Genomic DNA, 23067 nt, shown 5'->3' on the forward strand with positions numbered 1-23067 from the left:
TTCCAATGACCCCCGCCCCTCCCGACATCCTCATCTTCTGCGGCCAGGACTGGTGGTATCACAACCGCGCCCACAGTGATTTCCAACTGATGACCCGCGCGGCGAAACACCGCAAAGTTTTATTGGTAAATAGCATCGGCATGCGGATGCCGTCACCGGGAAAAAGCCCGATGTTATTCCGCCGCTTGTGGAGGAAGGCGAAAAGTATGCTCCGCCCCGCATGCAAGCCTCTTGAGGATCGACCGGACTACAATCTGATGACGCCGATCCTGTTTCCGTTTTACGGCAGCGCCAAGGCACGTGCGTTCAACGCCTGGTTCATCCGCTTCCAAGTGCAGCGCCAGGCGCGCAAGCTCGGGATCAAAAATCCACACATCATCGTCACCCTGCCGACCGCTTGGGATGTCGCAAAGAAAATGCAACGCAGCTCGCTGGTCTATAACCGCAGCGACAAGCATTCCGGTTTCTCCGAGGTGGACAATTCGTTGATCGTCCGGCTCGAAAACGAACTGATCAAAAACGCCGACGCCGTCCTCTACTGCTGCCGGAATCTGATGGAGAGCGAACGCGAAATGGCAGGCGACCGGGCGCGGTTCCTCGATCACGGCGTTGACATCAAACACTTCGCCGCACGTCCGCCGACCGGCGCGGTGACGAGCCTCGGCCACGCCCGCCCGATCATCGGCTTCTTCGGCGGACTGGAACATTACGTCGTGGATTTCGATCTGTTGGAACACGTCGCCAAAGAGCGGCCGAACTACAACCTCGTGCTGATCGGCGACGCCACTCTCTCGCTCGACCGTCTCAAGGCCCATTCGAACATTCATCTGTTAGGCTTCCAGCCCTACGAGAAAATCCCGAACTATGGAGCGGATTTCGACATCTCGATCATGCCGTATCTCGACAACGACTGGACCCGCTGGATCAACCCGATCAAACTGAAGGAGTATCTTCTGTTGGGCCACGAGATCGTCGCGGCCCGCTTCGGCGAGGCGGAGCATTACGCGGACTACATCCACATCGCCCACAGCCACGACGAGTTTGTCAGCCACTTGGACGCCGTGCTTGCGGGCAAGAAGGCCCCCGGCAACCGTGCGGCGCTGCTTGCCAAAGCCAGTTGGGACGACCGGACGGTCGAACTGATCGCCGTTCTCGACGCAATTTCAACCAAAACAAACGGAAAGGAGCAGCCATGTGCGGTATCGTAGGAGTTAGATATTTCAAGGGCCGTCGTGCCGAAGAAGGACTGCTGCGCCAAATGGCGGCACAGCTCCATCATCGGGGACCTGACGGTGATGGATTCAAGGTTTTAGGCGATGTCGGATTCGGTCACACCCGGCTTTCGATCATCGACCTCGCGGGATCGCCCCAGCCGATGACGTCGGCAAGCGGGCCGTTCCACATCACTTTCAACGGCGAGATTTTCAACTATCAGTCACTGCGCGCCGACCTTGAACGCGATGGAGTGCCGCTTCGCACCCACGGCGACACCGAAGTCCTGCTGGAAATCATGCGCCGCGAGGGCATCCGCGGTCTCGACAAGCTCAACGGGCAGTTCGCGTTCGCTTATTACGACGAAACCAAGGAGACCCTGATCGTCGCGCGCGACCGGCTGGGAATCCTGCCGCTTTACTATCACATCGGTCCGGACTTTTTCGCCTTTGCCAGCGAGATCAAGGCGCTGCTGCCCGCCGTCGGCGAGCCGGTCCTCGATGATGCCGCCGTTGAGGAATATCTAACTTACCGCTCCGTCCCGCCGCCGCGCACCTTGTTCAAAGGGATCCGGAAACTTGCGCCCGGCACCGTGCTGCACATCGGCAAGGACGGTAGCCTGCGTGAGGAAGTTTACTGGTCGCTGCCCGCCCGCCAGCAGGGCGACATGTTGACCGGCGATGCGGCGATCCGTGCGGTGGATCAAAAATTACAGGAAGCCGTGGCCTTGCGCCTCGTCGCGGACGTGCCGGTCGGAGCTTATCTGAGCGGTGGCCTCGACAGCAGCCTGACCGTGGCGCTGATGAAGAAACTCCGCGAAGGTGGCGAGGTGCAAACCTTCGCCGCTGGATTCTCCGATCCACGTTTTGACGAACTTCCCTTCGCCCGTCAGGTGAGTGAGGCAGTCGGAACCGTCCACCACGAGGTCATGGTCACCTCGCAGGATTTCCTGGATCACTGGGAAAAACTCAGCTGGCACCGAGACGCGCCGATGAGTGAACCGGCGGACGTCGCCATCAACAAGATCGCCAAACAGGCGCGGGCGCAGGTAAAGGTTCTTCTATCGGGCGAAGGCAGCGACGAGATTTTCGGAGGCTATCCAAAATATGCGTTCGAGCCGAAGCTCGCTCCGTTGGCGGCGATTCCGAATTTCCTGCGAGTCCCGATGTTCCGCATGGGCGAACGCCTTTTGCCAGAATCGAAAAACCGCATACGCCAGGCGGGCCGCGCCCTCGCGGCACGTTCGACGGCGGAACGGATGCAGACCTGGTTCGGTCCGTTCACTTGGTATGAACGCAAATCGCTGCGGCCCGGCTATGGCAACGGCAACGAACCCGGACAATGGGATCGCGCCGAGGGCGACCACCTGCGCCGCATGCTTTACGTCGATTGCCACACCTGGCTCGCCGACAATTTGTTAGAACGCGGCGACCGGATGTCGATGGCCGCCAGCATTGAGAACCGCCCGCCGTTCCTCGATCACGAACTGGTGGAACTTGCCTTCCGCATCGATTCATCGATGAAGATCAAGGGCACCAGCGGCAAGTGGCTGATCAAGGAAATCGCCCGCAAGCACCTCCCGCAAAACATCGTGGACCGCAAGAAGGTCGGCTTCAAGGTGCCGCTCGACGAGTGGTTCCGCGGCGGGCTGAAGGACTACGTGCATGACCTATTGTTAGGTCCGGATTCGTTTGTCAGCAGCTATTTCGACCGTCGTGTCATCGAGAGCCTGCTCGTCAATCACACCCGGGGCCGCCGCAACGAGGAACTCAGACTCTGGACCTTGATGGGTCTCGAAGTCTGGCACCGCGCGTTTTTCAAGGCACTGAAGACTCCCTGATTTCTCCTGTCCCCTTCTCGCAAATGGGGGACGAAAAATCAAGGAGGGGTGGACTCCGATCCGCCCGAGCCAATGAAAAGACAATGAAACGAGCGAGCGCTGTTCGTTGGCCCTCCATTGGCATGTCGATTCGGAGATCGACACTCCTTGGGTATCATCCCTCAAGGAACGAACAACAGGCAGATCGGGCTTGGTGAACTCACCGTATTGACGGGAGCACCGAGCAATCCGGTCGCTGGATCCAGCGGCAGCACGCTGATCGTATTGGAATCCTGATGGCCGCAAAGCAGCCACTTGCCGGTCGGGTCGATCTTGAAATGGCGCGGGGTCTTGCCGCCGCAGGGCGCGTGTTGGAGGAACTTCAGTTCCCCGGTCTTCGCATCACGCTGATAGACGACGATCGAGTCGTGGCCGCGGTTGGAGCCGTAAACGAATTTCCCGTTGGGATGCACCTCGACTTCCGCGGTGGTGCTCTTGCCACTGAAATCCGACGGCAATGTCGGCACGCTTCCGAGCACGGTGAATTTCCCCCCGTCATAGGTGCTGGTCGTGATCGAATTCGCGAGTTCGTTGATCACGTAGGCGTTCTTTCCGTCGGGCGAAAAAGTCATGTGCCGCGGCCCGACACCCGGAGTGGAAACCAGCGATGGCATCGGTTCACCGAGCTTGGAAGTCGCCGCATCAAACGGATAGATGAACACCTGATCCAGCCCGAGATCGGGCACGAAAAGAAGGGTGTTCGCCTTGTTGAAATACACCCCGTGGGCATGCGGACCGTCCTGGCGTGGCTTGTTAGGACCGGAGCCGGTGTGATTGATTACCGTTCCAGCCTCGCCGGGAATCCCCGCTTCATCGAGTTTCACGGTTGCAAGGCTGCCATCGCCGTAGTTGGCCACTGCGACCGTACGGCCTGTCGCATCCACGGCAACGTGGCAGGATCCCTTCCCTCCGGCGGACGCTTCGCCGAGGAATTTCAAAGCATGGTCGGTTCCCATCGCGAACGCCGCGACCGAGTTCGAGCCATCGGCGAACGGCTTGGTGGGTGCGCCGCAAGCATACAAGATCGGCTTGGTCGGGTGCAGCGCGAGGAAACCGGGGTTGCTGTATTCCGCGGCGAGTGTCGGCTCGGTAAGCTTACCGGTGGCCGAATCGAAATCGGCCAGATAGATCCCCTTGCTGCCGGAACTCCCGCCGGTGTTGGTGCCGATGTAGACGGGCACGGCATACAGCGAAGTGGACAGCAGGAAAAACGGCAGCAGGGTTTGACGAATCATCGCGATAAAACGGACGCTGGATTTCACTTCATACATCAAATCCAAAATGCCGCTTCGCATTGCCGAAGCAGATATCGCCGACCAGCTTGGAGAGGGCTTGGAAATCATCCGGCAACTCTCCCCGGTCGGCCTCGCTGCCGATGAGGTTGCAGAGGATGCGGCGGAAGTATTCGTGGCGAGGAAACGAGAGGAACGACCGTGAATCGGTGAGCATGCCGACGAAGCGCGAAAGCAATCCGGTGGCTGACAAGGCGTCGAGCTGGAGTTCCATGCCATTCTTCTGATCGAGGAACCACCAGCCGGAACCAAACTGGATTTTGCCGGCGAAGGTGCCGTCCTGAAACGCTCCAGTTAGACAGGCGAACAGATAGTTGTCGCGCGGGTTGAGGTTGTAGAGCACCATTTTCGGCAGCGATCCACTGCTGGCCAGCGCGTCGAGATACATCACCAAGGATTCTCCCTGACGCGTGTCGCCGATGGTGTCGTAGCCGGTGTCCGGACCGAGTTTGCCAGCCATCTGCGAGTTGATGTTCCGGAACGCGCCGAGGTGGAGTTGCTTGGTCCAGCCCTTCGCCGCGTCGAGCTGGCCGAAGAACACCATCAGATAGAACGAAAATTTCTCTTTTTCCTCGGCCGAGGCCGGCTTGCCCGCCCTCGCGCGATTGAAGATCACTCCGGCTTCCTCATCGGTGCAATGCAGCCCGGGAAGCCGGTCGAGTCCATGGTCGGAAAGGCGTCCGCCCGCCGCATGGAAATCGTCGTGGCGCTTCTGCAATGCCGCCAGCAAGTCTGATAGATGAACGATTGTCATATCGGATGCTCCTTCGAGTTTTTCCAACCAAGGCTTCAGCAAGTCCGGACGATCCACTAACAACGCCTTGTCCGGACGGAACGTCGGCACGACCCATGTCTTCAGGTCGGACGCGGCGATAGTCTCGTGGTCGTCCAGCGGATCCGCCGGATCATCGGTGGTGCCGACGACGCGGACGTCGAATTTTTTCAACAGTCCGTGGGTCGAGAAATCCTTCTCCGCCAGTTTCGCATTCGTCCGCTCCCAGATCTCGTCCGCCGTGTCGGGTGTCAGCAGCAGATCGATGCCGAAGTAGCGTTGTAGCTCGATGTGCGTCCAGTGGTGGATCGGGTTTCGCAGGGTGTAGGGCACGGTTTCCGCCCACGCTTGGAATTTCTCGCGAGGCGTCGAGTCGCCGGTGATGAGGCCCTCGTCAATCCCGTTGGCCCGCATCAGCCGCCACTTGTAATGATCGCCGCCGAGCCAGATATCGGAGATGTCTTCCCAGCGGTGGTTCGTCGCGATCTGGCGGGGCGAAAGGTGGCAGTGGTAATCAATGATCGGCTGGTCCTTCGCCACTTCATGAAAGAGCCGGAGCGCCGTGGGAGAATGCAGGAGAAAGTTTTCGTCGAGGTAAGCCATTGCGCAACCATCACACCGTGAGATCCGCGAGCGGCCAAGAGATAAAATGAGGTAACCCGAAAATGGGTCATTCAGCCGGTTTCGCGAACCTCACTCTGGAATCCGCCTTCGACAAGGAGCGCGTCACCCTCTTCCATCAAACGCCGGATCCTCGCGAGCAACTCCGCCGCATCACGCGAGGCTGCGATCATGTGGGCCCTGCATTGTTTCAAATGGGCGTCGAAAACCTGCGCCGCCGTTCCGGAAACCCGCGATCCGATCATGCGTGGATTCGGTAGTGGAAGTGAGGCATGATCGACGGTGGCGACGACCCGATCCTCTTCGACCCAGGTGAAAAAACGGATCTCGGTGGTTCCCTTCCCGTTGTTCCGCACCAACCAGACGTGGCTCACGTTGGCACAGTGTTCCAGTCCGGGCGATGCGAGAAACAGTGATTCCACGACCAAGTCACCCGCAGGGCTCGGCAAGCGCTTCGCGGAAATGAATTTCCAATCGGGATGGACCGAGAGCCAATCATCCGCGAATTTTTCCAATGCCGCGCAGAGCTGTGCCATGGAAATCTCCCCGGCCTCGCTGAAATGATAGGCTTCGCGCTCCAACAGCCGCGACCGCAGGAGCTTCATCATGACGATGTTGATGACGAGAAACGGCCGTTTCCAATTGTGGCCGATCAACAGGCGAAGCGGATAGCGATGCAAATAGGAAGTTCTAACGAGTCGTTTGCGGACCTCGTGCGGGGTGACCACCTTGTCACAGATTTCCCTTTCGATTTCACGCAGCTTCACCAGCGCTTCGGGATGAATCCGCTCGATGCGCAGCCAACCTTGCGGGCCGGGCCGGATCTTCGTTTTTCCTTGGTCCAACACCGCCCATAGGATCAGCACGATAAGCAAGGGAACTCCCACCGCGAACAGCCGCAGCAACCAGGTCATCAGGTCCATGAAATGCCCGACCAACAGCAGCGGAACCACCAGCAATGAAGTAGCGATCAGCAGCATCGCACAGATCCGGAACCAGCGCCGCCGTGCGATCCGCCGGGCTCGCATTTCGTCCATGAACGTCCAGACCACCACGCGGTTGCCCGTGGCACCACGGAGCGCCCTCAAACGCATGAAAACCATTTTCCCCAACAGAAAGAGAACGAAGAAAACCAGCAGTTCGCCATCGAAAAAATACTTGGCTCCGAGGTAACCGCCGATCCCGAAAACGAGACTCACCGCAACAATGGCGAGATTGAATTCACCGACCCGCCGGACCGATCTCATCGGCCCGTCACTCATTCCCGTATCCAGATCCACAGGCGGCAACGTCGCGCCATTCCTGGCTAGCACGCCCGTCCCGTCCACCTGCCAGGTCATCGTGGAAACAGGTTCCATTTCCACCACACCCGGCGCGGCATAGGGATTCGGATCGGATGCTGATGGAGGACTTTTCAAAATGCCAACACCTTCACCACACCCAGAATCGCGCAGGCGGACAAGACCGGAATCACTCCGAGCTTGAAACGTTCCATCGCCACCCAAGCCGCGACTGCCACCACCGCCACGAAGCCGTCGAAAATTCCTTTCGCCGGCCACAGCGCGTGATCGGCGAACGAGATGGCGAGATTCAAAATCACTCCGACGACTGCCGCGGTGATGGCTGTTAGCGCGGAGGCCAGCGCCGGCTTCTCACGCAGTCCCTCGACATGGGGCGCTCCGAGAAACACAAACAGAAAGCATGGCAGAAATGTCACCCAGGTCGTGATCAGCGCCCCGAGCGTCGCCGCCGCCAATGGTGATAGATTTCCGGGATGCTGCCATGCCGCGACGAATCCGACGAATTGAAGCACCATGATCAGCGGCCCCGGAGTGGTTTCAGCAAGGCCGAGACCCGCCATCATCTGGGGTTGGCCGAGCCAGCGGAAATGCTCCACGGTCATTTGTGAAACGTAGGGCAAAACCGCATAGGCGCCGCCGATGGTGACCAGCGCCGCCTTGCTGAAGAAGAGTCCTTCCTGGAAATGAATCCCCTTCCAGCCCAGCCATTGTCCGATCACCAGCACAGGAGTCCACCACAGCACCAGGCAGATTACGGAGATCAGTGCCGAGCGCGCCGCCGTGGCCCGCGGCGTGGGAGGAAGGACCACGCACGGCAGTTCTTCCGTCCCCGACTTCCCGTGGCCCTTGCCTGCGGGAAACTGTTTTGGATAGATTTTCCCACCGACGAATCCGATCAATGCCGCCGCCAGGATGATGAAAACGAAGGAGATTTTGAAAAAGAAAATCGCGACGAACGACAGCCCCGCCAGCACCCAAAGACTCGGCGACTTCAACGCCTTCGAACCGATGCGTTTCACCGCGGATAGAACGATCGCGATCACCGCCGGGATCAGTCCGTAGAACATCCCCTTGATCCACGAGATCTCGCCGCCCGCCATGTAGAGCCAGCTCAGGCCTAACAAAATGAAAACCGACGGCAGCACGAACAAAACTCCCGCAGCGATTCCACCGCGCGCGCCGTGCAGCCGCCACCCGAGATACGTGGCGAGTTGCTGCGCTTCCGGTCCCGGCAGCAGCATGCAGAAATTCAGCGCGTGCAGGAAATGATCCTCCGACAACCACCGCCGCCGCTCGACGATTTCCTTGTGCATGATCGCGATCTGACCGGCAGGACCACCGAAGCTTATCCAGCCAAGTTTCGACCAGAAACGCAGCGCCTCGCCGAAACTCGGAACCGGCGGCGGGTTGGTTTCAATCATCGTTTGATTTCATCCGGCTCGGCTCCTTCAAGCAAGTTCAACTGGTGTGCGAAATTTCCTGACCACTTTCACCAAAAGCCGCGATTTCCTCCAGCCATCCATCATCCGGCATGGCATAAGGCCGGAAGGTTTCGAGGGTGCCGTAGTGCTCGTTGTGGAACAGCGCGCGATGGAGACCGAGCGTGGTGGCGGCGGGCGAGTCGATGAGGTTCGAGGAATCGTTGGCGCTCATTTGGAACAGCACGCGCATTTCGAACTCGGCCATCAGCTTGCGCGGGATCCAGCGGCTGACGTTGTTCCAGGTGTCGGTGGCTGCTAGAACGTGCATGCCGACCGGGCCACCCTCGTTCAACAGGTTCGCGAAGGCTTGTGACGGATTCGGGCCGGCGGATGCGTCGTCATCCGTTGAAAACATGAACTCGTCGCCCGGGCGCAACAACTTGAAGCGCTGGAGGTCATGAACGATGAGGAACACTTCCGGAGCATCACGCCCGGAGGACGGACCGCGCCTTTCGAGTTCTGCGGCAAGTTCCCCCATCAGCGCGGGAACTTCGGCCGGCCCACCGATGAGGATCTTGCAGGAAAGCTTGAAGGCCAATTTTTGAAAATAGCCGTTAGCCCCGTTATCGTAGGCGTGGGGATCGAGGATGACGAACTCGACCTGACCGGAGGGATATTGGGCCGCGAGCGAAACGATGCTGATCGCGAGCAGCGACAAGGCCCGCTCGGCGGACTGGCCGACGACTAACAAGTGACTGCCGCTCTGACGTTGGAACACGGCCTCGGTCGGCCCTTTGATGGAATTCGGCGCTCCCAGCCAGGCAAATGCTTTGACCGGACGGACGGACGGATGCGAGCGGAGCAGCTTCGCCAGTTCGAAATTGTCACGAATATCGGCAGGCGCATTTCCTTCGAAAATAATCGGCGCGGGCGGCAGTCTGCTTTCGCGTGCGGCGAGTTGGTTGACTTCATCGAGCACGGCGTCGCGCTCCTGTTCGGGCAGCCAGACGATTTGAAACGGACTGTTAGCAGCGAACGCGCCGGCCTGATCGTTGTAGATCCCCTCACCCGGACGCGTGAGCAGACGGGGTGCGGGATTGTCATCGTCCATGATGAGATGGGCGTCGGTCTCGTTGCACTGGAGTGCGATGCGAATGACCATCTGACCGAGCGTGGCGCGAGCCAGCGTGTAGGCACCGCCGAGCGTTTGCGAACCGAGGATGACGTGGATTCCGAACGCGCGACCCTGTCTGACGATCCGATCCAACAGCAGCGAAGCTTCCTGCGCGACGGCATCGTCTTCGGTGAAAAATTCCTGAAACTCGTCGATGAGCAGCAAACTGCGCGGCAGAGGTTCATGGCCCGCCGTACTCTTGTATCCAGCCATGTCCTGCGACCCCGCCTTGCGGAACAATTCGCCGCGGCGTTTTAACTCATCGTCGATCCGCTGCAGCACACTCAGCGCGAATTCCCGGTCACTCTCGATGGCGATGACCCGCGCGTGCGGCAGGTGCTTCGCGGCGTAACATTTGAACTCTACGCCTTTTTTGAAATCGACCAGATAGAATTCCACCTGCTCGGGGCTGCACCATAGCGCGAGGTTGGTGATGATGACGTGAAACAACGTCGATTTTCCGGATCCGGTTTTGCCTGCGACCAGCGCATGCTGGCGGGTGCCTTTACCAATCGCGAGCATCTGCAGTTTCTTCGCCCCGGTGCGGCCGATAGGAACCCGCAGCTCGTCGGTGGTGTCGAAAGTCCAGCGTTGATCCACCGGCGGAGCGATGTGTCCGAACGGCACCTGCACGCGGTTAGAGTCGATGCTGGCCTTGCCGATGCGATGCACCAGCGTGATGGCATCCTCATGAGTCGGAGGCGCGTCGAAGATCACGGTTTCCGCGCCATGCGGGGCGTTTTCCAAATGGAAAATTCCGTTCTTCAACGTGACTCGCAGACAGGCGCGGCGAAGTTCTTCATCGAGCGTGGTGTCCGGTGATGGCAGGCGCATGTCGCGCTGGATCAGAAGATGGACGCCACAACGCGGGCCGCTCGAGGCGATGGAACGAAGCCGCTTGGCCGATGTTTCACTGAAGGCGGCGGGATATCCGGCGATGACAACGAAGCGATATTTTTCGGCGATGGTGCCCGCCTGTTGGTTATACTCGGTAATCGTCGCATACTCGTTGCGAAGATACATCTGGATGACCTTTTCGATGTGGTCATTCAGTTCCGCGAGACGCTCCTCGATCTGCGTGCTCTGCGTCCAGATGCGGTGGTTGATGAGCGTTTCCTCGTAATCGGCGAGATGCATCAGTCCGGCGAAATCCTTGCCGAGGCCCACGGGATCGATGAAAACAAACGAAGCGCGCCCCGGAGGATGCGCGGCTAACAGGCGGAGGGCTGTTGAGTTGAGCGCCAGCGTGGCGGAGTCACCGCCCGAGCCATCGCTTTCGATCAGAAGCGAACCCTGATCGGGAAATCCGAGTGAAAACGGTACGGAAAATTTCCCCGCTTCCGGCAAGGCAAGGCGGTGATCGTGCGGCATTCCATCCGCCAGCTTGGCGGAGTCCACTTCGATCCGACCAATGCGGATGGCCGGTGACGCTTCGTCCGGCGGAGTCCAGTTTTCACAAACTTCGTGGGACCATGCGGGAAAATTTGATAGAGATTGTTCCTGCAGGGAAGCGAGCGATTCGAAAACCGGCAAGACGCCTGCATTCCACGGCTTCGTTAGATCCCGGATCTTCCCATCCACGTCGGAGTCGATCACCGTATTCACTTGCGTCCTCGATGTCTCGACCAGGCGGGTTTGTTCGTGGGCATCCGCCTGGGCTTGGGCGATGGATTGCTCATGCGCCGCTTCAATCTTCGCGAGCTTGCGGGCATGTTGCTTTCCGACGGTTTCCGGAATGCGGGCGAACTGCTGGTCGAGCTTCTTCTGCCCCTGGTTGACGCGAGCTTTCCATTCGCTGTCCGACTCGCGGAACGTTTCGCTGAGGTTCTGCCCTTCCGCGTCATTCTCCGACTTGATCTCGGCTGCCATAGCAGCGAGACGGGCGGCGGATTGCTTGTCCGCCGAAATTTCCAACATCCAAGCCGCCGCCAAAGCCCCCTCCGCTTTACTGATGACTCCAAGTGCTTGGAACCATCCAAGTTCCCAAATAAACAGCGTCACGGAGACGGAGATCCCCATGTAGAACATCACAGACCCCATACCCCCACCACCTGAACGAAAAGCACTCCATATGGATCCGACTATGATCACCGCGAGGATCAAAGAAAGCGGCACAAGACGGAACAGTTTTGCCAGAGCCAATGCTCCGACAGCATCCACCGTGACCTTTGCCACCTCAAGTTGCTCATGAAGCAAAACACGGAGTTTCTCTGGATTGCACGAACTGTTATCCTGAACCTCCACGGGGGCACTCACGCGCTTGCCCACCAAACGTTTCCTCAGCAATAGCCGGTAGGATCTTAAGTCTGCTAGTATAGTTTTCCGCAAATCCCGCCGTGTCGCACGATCGGCGGCGAGTTGCTGTTGGAATGCCTGGTGCGCTTCGGTGGCGAGTTTGAGCTCCTCTTGGCGGGCCTGGCGGTTCCGCATGATGGAGCCCTGCACCTGGCCGATCCGGCGGTCCTTCACTCCTTGGGCGCGGTTTGCCAATGCCGCGCGGCTGGAATGATAAGCCTTGTGAATCCATTCGTTGCGGGCGCTCATCCGCTCCTGTTCGCGGTCGATCGCGTGCTGGCGGATGGCTGCCAGTTCCTGAAGCCGGCGGTTCAGCTTCTCCACTCCGGCTTCCTCGCGCTGGGCCATTTCACGGCGGACCACGACCATGCGCTCGGCCCGGTTCTTGATCAGATCCTTCTCGCTGGAAATGATTCCGGAAATGCCGGATTTCAATTCCAACAGCTTTTCACCGACAGAGCGGAGATCGATGGATTCAGTCGCAGTCTGCATGAACTTTTTCTAGCAATTTATCGAGTTCGTCGATGACGCGCAGGGCCGAATTCACGCCGTTCATCAAATCGGATAGATACAACTCTTCAAACTCCTGCGCCTTGCGGTCGCGCCAGGAAAAGCGTGTCTCGCCCCATCGCGCCTGGAGGTTGCGGGTGGCCAGCGTCAGCAGGCCCTTGCTGCCGGACATGCTCATGGCTCACCTCCCTCTTCGGTTGGCGCGGGTGCCTTGGCCGGGACCGGGGCGTGCGTTTCGGCGTAGTCCTGCAAGGCCTTGATCGCTTCGCCGAGCGAGTAAACGCCTTTGGGCAATTGCTGGCCGACGAGGTAGAACATCGGATCGAGCTGACGCAGCAGTGGCGTCGCGCGGTTTTCAAACGTCTGCCGCCACTTCTTGAGGACGCGGATTTTATCCTCGGCCTCGTCGAGCTTCCGCTTGGCTTTCAAGACCGCCATTTTTTGAAATGCATTGCTTGCCTGAGGATTCGTGAGGTTGGCGCTGTAGAGTTCCTGCTCGGCCTGATGGAGATTTTTCGTCCACAATTTCATCTGCCCGCCCCAATACTGCGTGCGGTCGGTATCGAGCCACGTCTGGGTGCGGCGGACATCGCCTTCCATGTCTTCGAGCGCGACCCGGGCCTTGGCGATATACTGGATCAAGTCCGCCCGAAACGCTTCGAGCGCGTCGATCGAGGAAATTTTGACTTGTTCGGACATCGCGGGTTTTCCGATGGCTCAGCGCTGGTCGAGATACTGTTGGATGCGCTCCGCCTTGCGCAAGAGGTAGGGCGTGTGGCGGTCGGAAAGTTCGAGGAAAGACTTCAGCGTCTTCATCAACTGGGTAAACTCCGTCGCGAACTTTTCCTGTTCCTGATCCTGCCAGGTATCGCCCAGCGCGGTGAACCGGGCCATCAGCGAGCCGGTCCGCTCGCGCAGGTCGCCGTTGAAACGCTTCAATTCCGCCGCGAAACGACGGACTTCCTCGGGGTCGATGATGGCTTGTGACATAAATTCGCGGGCGGTCGTATTTCCCTACAATTCCTTCCTCAATCAGCAGACTCCCTTTTCGGCGGGCTGCCAAATGCAAAACCGCCGGAACACCCAAGTTTTACAGGATCTTAACAACGCTAACACGCCGCCGGAGGAATACCCGGTCCGATGAATCCTTCCGCCGCCAACGCAAATCGCCGTCATGCCGGGCAGGCATGACGGCGGATTTCGACTGGCCCCCGGCGTTCCGCCCGGCCCCGGGATTCAGGGTTCGATGACCTTCAGGCGGACGAAGTTTTTCACTCCGGCCGGGAAGGTGTAGGTGACCAAGTTGCCGCTGATGGCGACGTTTCCGCCAACAGTTTCCGTCACCCAGGATCCGGAGGAGAGCGTGGCGGAGGTTTCGACGATGAAGTTGGTCCCATAAACGCCGGGATAATCGGCGGCCTTGGTCCAGGTGACGCTGCGCACGGCCCCCGCAGTGGTCACGCCGGGCAGAGGCGTGAAGCCGGTGGTATTTCCGTTAGGACCGCCGATGAAGTATTCGACGCCGTTTGAAACACCGTCGCTATCATGATCCGCGGTGACTCCGCCTGCCGCGCCGTTGAGGGTCGCCCAGCTCGCATATCCGACGACGGGGCCGGTGGTCACGCTGACCACGCCGGTGGTGCCGGAGAAGTGGACGTCGTCGATGTGGGCTGCGCCCGATCCTGTGGCACCGTAGGTTCCCAATACTTGTTGGGTGGCTCCGAAATAGAGGGTGTCCACGACTTCGGTGCCGGTAGGTTCCACTTTTCCGCCAGCGATGATGAGCTTGTTAGTATCCTTGATCGCCGTGCCGCCCACGGCCAGGGTACCGGCGGAGACGAGGGTATCACCCGAGTAGGTATTGGTGCCGCCCGTGAGGGTGAGCTTGCCGGTGCCGACTTTCGTTAGAGCGATGATCTTGGTGACTCCGTTGTTGATGGCTCCCTCGAAAAGGGTATCCGTGTTCAGATTTCCGATCTTGAGGGTGGTGGTGCCGGTGGCCACATTGCCTCCGCGGAAGAGAGAAGTCGCCACGCCGCTGAAGGCTCCGATTTCCAAGGTGTAGTCACCGTTGCCGCCGGCGATCATGCCTTGGGAGGCGCCTTGCACGGCCGCGATGTTGTAGGCGGCATTCTTGCTGGTGGAGGTGGCGGTGTTGAAAACGGTGGATGCTCCGTTGGTGTTGTGGGTGTAGGTTCCCGTGAAGCCGCTGAAGTCGCCGTTGAAGCTGTTTCCGCCGGGGCTGATGATCGCGCCGGCCCCGGTGACCGTGCTGGCGTTGATGCCGCCGGTGAGCGAGAGGGTCGCTCCGGTCGCGACCGCGATGGGTCCCCCGCTGAGGCCGGTCGAGTTGGCCGACAATGTGCCGGTGGTTACCGTCGTGCCGCCAGAGAAACTACTAGCGGCACTCGAAAGTGTCATCGTGCCCGCTCCGGTCTTGGTGACGCTGCCGCTGCCACTGATCGGGTTCGCATAGGTCGGTGTCCCGACGGCGTTGAAAGTCAGGATGCCTCCATTTGCGATCGAACTCGATGCGAGGGAGCCGTCCGTGACTCCGTCTCCAAGTTGGATGCTTGCGCCCACGTCGAGGGTAGTGCTACCGGTGTAGGTGTTAGCGCCCGCGATCACCACAGTGCCGCTGTTGAAAAGCGAGGCGGTGCCGTTGATGGATCCGGTTGAGCTGACATTCATCACGGCACCCGCGGAGATATTGATGAAGGTGTCTTTCAGTCCTCCGGAAAGATTCAGTGTACCGGCGTAAACCGAGGTAACCCCGGTGTAAGTGTGGGAACCGGTGATGTTTAGGATGCCTGTGCCATCCTTGGTAAGCGACGTCGTTCCGATGATCGAGCCGGGTCCCGAGAAGGTGTAGGTGTTGGTGTTGATTACCGAGACGTCGGACGGCACCAGCGATCCTGTGAGTGAAATTACGGAGGCGGTGGCCGGATTGCCGAAGGCCACCGAGTCCCCGTTGAAGAATCTTTTATCGCCCTCGACCCAGTTCAAGGTGGCCCCTCCAGCCTCCCATGTGCCGCTGGTCGTGCCCCAGGTGCGGTTGGAAGTGGTGCCTGCGGTGAAGGTGATCTTGGAGTTCAGCGTGTCGTTCGTAATCGTGCCACGGGAAACCGATATGAGATTGGATAGATTGGTCACGCCTCCGGCACCGTAAGCGACGACGTCATAAGTGCTGCCGGTGGATAGAGTGCCGTCGAAGCTCAAGGTGGTGGCTCCCGCGAAATTGACTCCCGCACTTGCAGTCAGGATTCCTGTAATCGAGTTGGCCTGAAGTGTGGAGCCCGTGTTCATCAACAGGGAGCCCGACGTGCTGCCGATGCCTGTGACCGTGGAACCGCTGTTAGCCGTGATGTTGGAAGTGAGGCTGCCGGTGAGGGCGAGCGTTCCTCCATTGATCGTGGTTGCTCCGTTGTAGGTACTCGTGGCCGATAGGGTAAGGACGCCGCCGCTATTCTTGGTCAAGCCGCCATCGGTTGCGTTGTCACCGCCGATGTTGCTGTGCTCCAAAGCCTGGCCGATCGTGATGCCGAATCCGTTGGTATCGATGACAGCGGCGGAATTGCGGACGTTGGCGCGGGTGAGTCCCGCCATGAAGCTGGTGTTGTTAGCGATGGCTTTCAGCGTGCCGCCATTGAAGTTGAAATTGCTGGTGCCGCCCGTGGTGAGGACGTTGCTTCCGTTCAGATAGTTGCTGTTGATTTGGAAGGTGCTGATGGTGCCGCCGTTAAGGTTTACCGTGCCGGTGGTGTTCGTTCCGTTGGCCAGATTGATCCCGGAGGTAACGCCCGCCGTGCCGGTCGTGGAGATCAGGCCGGAGGAAATCGTCAAGATACCGCTCGTCGCCGAGGCTGGATTTCCACCCGCAGCAGTGAGCGCGATGCCGTTGATGGTGCTGTTGGAGCTGACGGTGCCGCCGGTGACGTTGAGAACGTTGTTATTGCCGCTGTTGGCAGCGAGGACGATCCCGCCGCAAGCGACGGGGGTTGCCACGTTGTAGGAAAGGGTGCCTGCGACATTGATCGTGCCGGTTCCCATGAACCCGAGTGTGCCGCCAGTCGTGCTGAAGCCAGTGGTCACTTGTCCGGTGCGGGAAAGAGTGCCACCCGCAGTGATTTCCAGCGTTCCGCTGGTGGTGAGGTCGGTCCGCGCACCGGTGTTGCTGGCGGCGTTGAACAGGACGCTCGCGTTGCTTCCGATGGTGGCGGTTTTCGCACTGGCGATGGAAATGACGCCGTTGCCGACGTTGCCGAGCACGAGATTCTGGGCGCTGGCGGCGCTCAACGTGTAGCCGCTGTTGCTGAATGTTAGAGTCTGAGCAGCCAAGCCACCACCGAGGGTGATGGCATAGGATCCGCCATCCACACCCGCGAATGTCGCGGTGTGAAGCGCGACCGTGGCGCTGGTTTGCAGCCAGTTTGAGAGAGTGATGCCGTCGGTTGACCAGTTGGCTGCGGCCGTGCTCCAGGTTCCGCTGCCGGTTTGCGTGCCGGCGGTCGCGCTGAGGTCCCAGGTGTAGTTTACGGCAAGGAGCCTTGGGGAAGTCAGGCCGATAAAAGCGGCGGCGGCCGACGTAACGAGTTTACAACGGAATGGATTGAATCGTTGGATGGGTTTCATGGGATCTAGGGATACAAACTGGGATTTGTTTCACCGCGGAGTTGGGCGCTCGCGGTGGATCGGATCGGGTTCGAGCAGACAAAGGGCCCGCTCATCTCCCTTAGCGGATTCCGCGGAGCAAACACGACAGGCGGCTCCGAAAATTTCCTGAAAAAATGTGGAACGCGGTCGAAAGGGCAAAAGTGTCGGGGCCAAACCCATTAGGCCCCGACACTTTTGGATCCAATGGACAACCCAATCGTCCATCGAGACAGAATCCGCTCATCCCCGGGCGGGGACGGGCGTCTTCAAAAATTCATTCGCAGCGGAATCATGAACGCTTTCTTCTGAAAAGCGCCAGAAGTCCGATGCCACCGAGGAGAGCGGCACCGGGTTCCGGCACCACAGTCATCGTCACGAAGTAGTTCTGACTGTTTGAGCTGGCGTCGGTCGAAAAGTTACCTCCCGCGACAGTGTCATTGTAATCGAAGAGCCATTGGTTTCCGCCATAGGTATAGGTCGCTCCGTCGGTAAAACCGTTGGCGAATCCGGAGGTGATGCCCGCCCCTCCGTCGAAATAGCTGATAAGGGTGAGCTTGTTACCGAGGCTCCAAAAAGCACCGGCAAGGGCAGCACCGGATAGATCGAGCGTGACGCCGGTGAGCGAGAGAGCGCCGTTAACAGCGACCAAGTCCGCACCGGTGGCGCTGGCATCGACGGCTTCGTAGGCCAAGGTGCTGCCGCTTCCCATGGTGAGGGCTCCGGTTTTCAGGCTTTCCGGCGAAGTGCCCGGAGCGAGAGTTCCCGAACCGGTGATGGAGACGGTTCCCGCGATGGCTCCCGAACCGCCGAGGGTGCCTCCGGTAACGCTGACGGCGGTCGCGCCGAGAGAGCCGTTGATGAGAAGGGTGCCTGCGGAAACGGTCGTGGCACCGGTGTAGTTGTTCGTGCCGTTAATCGTGAGACTGCCATTGCCGACCTTGGTAAGGGCGATGGTCTTGGTGGTGCCGTTGTTCAGGTTGCCGGCGATGGAGGTGTTGGAATTGAGATTTCCAACTTCGAGGGTGGTGGTTCCTGTGGCGCTGTTTCCGCCGCGGATGTTGCCGCCCGTGCTCGAAAGAGAGCCGAACTGGACGGTGTAGTTGCCGTTCGCGGCGAAGATCAACTCACCGGCGCTGATGGTGTAGGCGGCGTTGGCGCTGCCCGAGGTGGCGGAGTTGAACTGGGTGTTGTTAGCCGCCGCGCTGTGGGTGAACGTTCCCGTGAAGGCGGTGTGATCGCCGGTGAAGACGATGGTATTTGCCGTATCGTTGAGGATGGCCCCGCTTCCGGTGACCGTGCTGCTGCTAGAGGCGCTGCCGGTGAAGGTCAGGGTGGCGCCCGCGGCGATGTTGATTGATCCTGCGTTGAGGAACGCGGAGTTGGCGATGAGTTTTCCCGCGGTTATGTTGGTGCCCCCGGAAGAGCTTGCAGCGGCACTGGTAAGGGTGAGCGTACCCAAGCCTTGTTTGGTCACGGTTCCGGAGCCGGTGACAGCATGCGAGAACGACTGGGTGCCGGTGGTGTCGTAAACAAGGCTGCCGTTGTTGGCGATCGTGGTTGAAGTGATCGATCCGTTGGTGGTCCCGTCGCCGAGATTGAGAGAGCCGCCGGTTCCGATGGTGGTGGTGCCGCTGTAGGTGTTGCTGCCGGCGAGGACGACGGCACCGCTGGTGTTGAGGGATGAGCTGCCGGAAATCACCCCGGTGGAGCTGACGTTCAGGTTGGCACCGTTCGCCACGGTGATGGCGGTTCCGCTGAGACCGCCGGTGAGGTTGACCGTGCCGAGGTTGATATTGGTGGCGCCGGTGTAGTTGTTAGTCGTGCCGATGTTCAGCGTGCCGTTGCCGTTTTTGGTCAGGGTGGAGGCTCCGCTGATAGAACCTGAACCGCTGAAGGTGTAGCTGACCGAGGAGTTGTTGACCGTCACGGCCGCCGGAACCAAGGCACCACTGAGGGTGACGCTGGCGTTGGCTCCCGGGGTGTCGTCGAAAATCACGGTGTCGCCGTTCCAGAATTGGTTGTCGCTGGAGTTGATCCAAGGGCTGGAAGTGCTGACCTGCCAGGTGCCGCTCGTGGTGTTCCAAGTGTTGGTCGATACCGAACCGGCCGTGAATTGGAGGATGGTTCCGGACGTGCCGAAAGTGCCGCGTGAAGTCTTGATGATGTTGCCGGTTCCGCTCAACGAGCCCGAACCGAAGTCGATCACGTCATAGGTGTTGCCAGCGGTAATGGCGCTTGAAAAATTGAGGGTCGTGCTGCCGGCGAAGGACACGCCGTTTCCAGCAAGTTCATCGGTGGGATCGACTGTCAATGAGGAACCGGAATTGAAGGTGATCGATCCCGTGGTGCTGCCGGTGCCGCTGAGTGTGGCGGCACTGCCAACCGCAATGGAGGATGTGAGGGAACCCGTTAGCGCGAGAGTGCCCGCCGTCACCGAAGTGGCTCCCGTGTAGGTATTGCCTCCGGAAAGGGTTAGGATGCCACCTCCATTTTTCGTGAGTCCTCCGTCCGGTGTCAGTCCCAAGGCGCTGTCGTGCAGAAGCGACTGGCCGATGGTGACGTTGAAGCCGTTGGAGTTCACCACCGCGCCGCCCGCCTGCACATTGGCTGCGGTTAGGCCGGCCATGAAGGAGGTGTTGTTGGCGATGGCTTTCAGTGTGCCGCCGTTGAAGTTGAAATTGCTCGTGCCACCCGTGGTGAGAACATTGCTTCCGTTGTAATAGTTGCTATTGATCTGGAAGGTGCTGATGGTGCCGCCGTTGAGATTGACGGTGCCGGTGGTGCCGCTTCCGTTAGCCAAATTGATGCCGGAAGTGACAGCTGCGGTCCCCGTGGTGGAAACGGTGCCGGAGTTCACGGTCAAGGTGGCGCTGGTCCCGGAACCGACTAACGAAATTCCGTTGATGGTGCTATTTGAACTGACCGTGCCGCCGTTTACATTGAGAATGTTGCTATTTCCCGCGTTGGCGGCCAAGACGATGCCACCATTGGCCACGGGTGTGGCAACGTTGAAGGACAGGGTGCCCGCGACATTGATCGTGCCGCTTCCCATGAAGCCGAGTGTGCCGCCAGTCGTGCTGAAGCCGGTGGTGACTTGTCCGGTGCGGGACACGGTGCCGCCCGAGGCGATTTCAAGAATCCCGGCGGTGGAGAGATCCACTCTGGTTCCCGTGTTGCTGGCGGCGTTCAACAGGATGTTCGCGTTGTTTCCGATGGTGGCGGTTTTGCCACTGGCAACCAGAATGACACCGTTGCCGGTATTCGTAAGCGTGACGTTCTGGGCGCTGGCGGCGCTCAGCGTGTAGCCGCTGTTGCTGAATGTCAGAGACTGGGCCGCCACGTTGGCACCCAAGGTGATGGAATAGGTGCCATCCGTTCCGGCGAAGGCTGCGGTGTGAAGAGCGGTGGTGGCATTGGTTTGGAGCCAGGCCGAGAGTGTCGTGCCGTTGGTGGACCAGTTGGCGGTGCTGGTATTCCATGTCCCATCACCGGTTTGCGTGCCAGCGGTCGTGCTGAGATCCCAGGTGTAGTTCGCCGCACTGGCAATGGTGTGGGCGAAGGCGAAAGCTGCTAGACTGAGAAGAACGGGGTGAAAACGGAATTTGGGTTTCATAAGGCCAATGGGCTGGCGGCAAGGGGTTTTCGGGAGGAAGGCGGGGTTTTGTGGAGAAAATGGCTCTCCACACTCCCCTTAGCGGAAAACCCGGATCAAACACGACAAGGCGACGTGAAAAAAATTTCACCCTTCCCCCATCCCGCTCCAAACCGACTATTTCCCAATCACGCTTTCGGCCTCACTCAACAGGGTTCCCGCGAGCATCCAATCCATCCACGATACCTTGGGGGAAACGTGCTTTTCCACTCCCTCGGTCAATACGCGATGGACCCCGGGAGAAGTTTTCTCGAGAATTTCGCGAGCGAGCGAGGTCCTCCCCGCCTTTTGCGCGGTCATGGCCATCACCAGCTTCACCGAGGGGGTCAACACATCGTTTTGGGGCTCGATCACCAGTGATTTCTCACCCCATTGGTCGGCCAGTTCGAGATTCCCGGAACGAAAATGCCAGAGCTGGAGGGAATGGCAGTTCCAGGCCTGCAGGTAGCGCTCGAAGCTGGATTTCCCGCGCTCGGGGAGTTTTTCCTCTAACGACGCGAACGGCCGGATGTCGTCCAAGCCATCCCCTTCAACCGGGCGAATGAGCGTGACTCTCAGAATCTGCCTGCAGATATCCGGATCCGAAGTGGTGGCGAAGCGATCGATGGACAGGTGCCGGAGGCGTTCATAGCGGGTCCAGTCACTCGCGGCACAGGCAGAGGCGACCGCCGGAATCAGCCAAAAGGACACCTTGTCGTCGTCGCTAGAATCGACCGTCGTGCGGGAAACAACGACCGTGGTGTAGCGCTCGGCGGCTTGCTGCCAGCGTCCCCCGAGCCGATGCCAGTCGGCGACTTTCACATAAGAGCCCGCGACTTCCAGCGAGGGAGGCACCAGGGATTCGGGAATTCCCGAAAGCAGTTGATCCGCATGTTCAAGCCGGCCATACGAAATTTCCACCGCTGCCTGGGCGCAGGTTTCCCCCGCCTCGGCGCGGAGCCGCAGCTTGGCTTCCGCGGCACGGGCGGTCTCGGAAATTTGCCGGAGGCGCACTTGTTCGCGCCTGGCGTCGGACTCGCGGAAATACAGCAAGGTGGAGATGCCGAAACCAATCGCCAATGCGAGAAAGACCGCCGCGCCGGCGGAAAATGTCAGCTTGTTGCGTTGGACGAGTTTCTTCAACCGATAGCGGCGGGTGCCAGGGCGGGCGCTGATAGGCTCGTTGTCGAGGTGGTGTTTGACATCGACGGTCAGCGCGTGGGTGGTGCCATACCGGTCTTTCCGGTCGTGCCTCAGGCATTTCATCACGATGGCTTCCAAGTCGCCCTCGACGAGCGCGCGCAAGCGGTGAGGCGGACAGGAACGGTTCTCCGCGACGCCGCGGAGTGTCGCCTCCGGGTAGCCATCGATGATGGCGGTGGGTGAAACCGCATGGCCGGCGGATGGGGTTTCGAACGGCGTGCTGCCGACGACCAGCTCACAGAGCATCACCCCGAGACTGAAGACATCGCTGCGGGTATCCACGTCATTTCCGTCGCTGTTAGCCTGCTCGGGACTCATGTAGTTAGGCGTGCCGACAGCGCCATATTTTTCCAAGGGATTCTCGTCTACCCCCATCAAGCCCCCCGTGGCGATTCCGAAATCGATCACTTTGGGAACCGGCGTTCCGTCGTGCATGCTGACTAGAATGTTAGATGGATTCAGGTCGCGGTGGATAACCCCTTTTTGGTGGGCGTGCTGCACCGCGCGGGTGACCTTGTTGAAAAGTTCGAGACGCTGGGGAATCCCAAGCCGGTGGTGATCGCAGAACTCGGTGATTTTTTCCCCGGCCACCCACTCCATGACGAAATAAGGCCGCCCCGTGGCGGTGGCTCCGGCGTCCAACACCTTCGCGATTCCCGGGTGATCCATCAGCGCCAGCGCCTGTCGCTCGGCCTCGAAGCGCGGAAGCATTTTTTCCTGATCAAGATCCACGCGGATCATCTTCAGAGCGACGTGGCGTTGGACGGGCTTTTCCTGTTCTGCCAGATAGACTACGCCGCAGCCACCGTCTCCCAGACGTCGGATCAGGCGGTATTTGCCGACCCGCAGGCCGATGTCCACCGATTCCCCGTCATCCTCCTCGGGCAGCACGGCCTCGTCCTCGTCCCCCGGCGCGAACGGTTGGAAATCAAAATAAAGTTCCGCTTTTCCGGCCACGGATAGCAGTCTTCCGATTCGCTCGCGGAGCTCCGGCTCATTCCGGCAGGTCCAGTCGAGAAACACGCGCCTCTCCCCGGCCTCGGGGATACCCGCCAGGCTCTCTAGCAACAAGGCTTCGACTTGTTTGGACGGCGTCATGACAT

General features: G+C 59.7%; 13 protein-coding genes. 2 read left to right on the forward strand and 11 right to left on the reverse strand.

What is annotated here, in order from left to right; all coding sequences use genetic code 11:
- Nucleotides 1–5: 5 nt before the first annotated feature.
- Together ABIQ96_RS19020 and asnB are read left to right on the forward strand one after the other, a co-directional pair.
- Entirely contained in the window at nucleotides 6–1208 is a 1203-nt protein-coding gene (locus tag ABIQ96_RS19020) for a hypothetical protein (protein WP_348216215.1), read from the forward strand.
- Nucleotides 1193–3052 carry an asparagine synthase (glutamine-hydrolyzing) gene (gene asnB / locus ABIQ96_RS19025; protein ID WP_348216216.1) on the forward strand — a complete coding sequence of 620 codons (1860 nt, stop codon included), beginning with the start codon at nucleotides 1193–1195 and terminating at the stop codon, nucleotides 3050–3052. The genes ABIQ96_RS19020 and asnB overlap by 16 nt, the downstream gene beginning before the upstream one ends.
- 161 nt (nucleotides 3053–3213) lie before the next feature.
- Here the strand turns inward: asnB and ABIQ96_RS19030 are convergent, their stop codons facing one another.
- The 11 genes from ABIQ96_RS19030 to ABIQ96_RS19080 all read right to left on the reverse strand — a co-directional run bounded on the left by ABIQ96_RS19030 (nucleotide 3214) and on the right by ABIQ96_RS19080 (nucleotide 23062).
- On the reverse strand, nucleotides 3214–4326 hold the full coding sequence (locus tag ABIQ96_RS19030) for a lactonase family protein (protein ID WP_348216217.1): 1113 nt from the start codon (nucleotides 4324–4326) through the stop codon (nucleotides 3214–3216).
- 28 nt (nucleotides 4327–4354) lie between these two features.
- Nucleotides 4355–5758, reverse strand: a complete 1404-nt coding sequence (gene uxaC / locus ABIQ96_RS19035) for a glucuronate isomerase (protein WP_348216218.1) — start codon at nucleotides 5756–5758, stop codon at nucleotides 4355–4357.
- Nucleotides 5759–5829: 71 nt separating this feature from the next.
- A complete protein-coding gene (locus tag ABIQ96_RS19040; protein WP_348216219.1) occupies nucleotides 5830–7194 on the reverse strand; it encodes a hypothetical protein in 1365 nt (454 codons plus the stop codon).
- A complete protein-coding gene (chrA, locus tag ABIQ96_RS19045; protein ID WP_348216220.1) occupies nucleotides 7191–8498 on the reverse strand; it encodes a chromate efflux transporter in 1308 nt (435 codons plus the stop codon). Before chrA ends, ABIQ96_RS19040 begins: the two co-directional genes overlap by 4 nt.
- Before the next feature lie 37 nt (nucleotides 8499–8535).
- The gene (locus ABIQ96_RS19050; protein ID WP_348216221.1) at nucleotides 8536–12459 is read right to left on the reverse strand and encodes an FtsK/SpoIIIE domain-containing protein; all 3924 of its coding nucleotides are present in this window, start codon (nucleotides 12457–12459) and stop codon (nucleotides 8536–8538) included.
- Nucleotides 12443–12655 carry a hypothetical protein gene (locus ABIQ96_RS19055; protein WP_348216222.1) on the reverse strand — a complete coding sequence of 71 codons (213 nt, stop codon included), beginning with the start codon at nucleotides 12653–12655 and terminating at the stop codon, nucleotides 12443–12445. The genes ABIQ96_RS19050 and ABIQ96_RS19055 overlap by 17 nt, the downstream gene beginning before the upstream one ends.
- Complete coding sequence (locus ABIQ96_RS19060; protein ID WP_348216223.1) at nucleotides 12652–13176, reverse strand: hypothetical protein; 525 nt, start codon at nucleotides 13174–13176, stop codon at nucleotides 12652–12654. Before ABIQ96_RS19060 ends, ABIQ96_RS19055 begins: the two co-directional genes overlap by 4 nt.
- Before the next feature lie 18 nt (nucleotides 13177–13194).
- On the reverse strand, nucleotides 13195–13467 hold the full coding sequence (locus tag ABIQ96_RS19065) for a WXG100 family type VII secretion target (RefSeq protein ID WP_348216224.1): 273 nt from the start codon (nucleotides 13465–13467) through the stop codon (nucleotides 13195–13197).
- Between the two features lie 246 nt (nucleotides 13468–13713).
- Nucleotides 13714–17109 (reverse strand): autotransporter-associated beta strand repeat-containing protein, encoded by a 3396-nt coding sequence (locus ABIQ96_RS19070; protein WP_348216225.1) that lies wholly within the window; start codon nucleotides 17107–17109, stop codon nucleotides 13714–13716.
- A gap of 310 nt (nucleotides 17110–17419) precedes the next feature.
- Nucleotides 17420–20743, reverse strand: coding sequence for an autotransporter-associated beta strand repeat-containing protein (locus ABIQ96_RS19075; protein WP_348216226.1), 3324 nt, complete (start codon nucleotides 20741–20743; stop codon nucleotides 17420–17422).
- A gap of 156 nt (nucleotides 20744–20899) precedes the next feature.
- Nucleotides 20900–23062, reverse strand: a complete 2163-nt coding sequence (locus ABIQ96_RS19080) for a serine/threonine-protein kinase (protein WP_348216227.1) — start codon at nucleotides 23060–23062, stop codon at nucleotides 20900–20902.
- Nucleotides 23063–23067: the final 5 nt, after the last annotated feature.

This window comes from Luteolibacter sp. (assembly GCF_039920825.1).
In the GTDB taxonomy this organism is placed as follows: domain Bacteria; phylum Verrucomicrobiota; class Verrucomicrobiia; order Verrucomicrobiales; family Akkermansiaceae; genus Luteolibacter.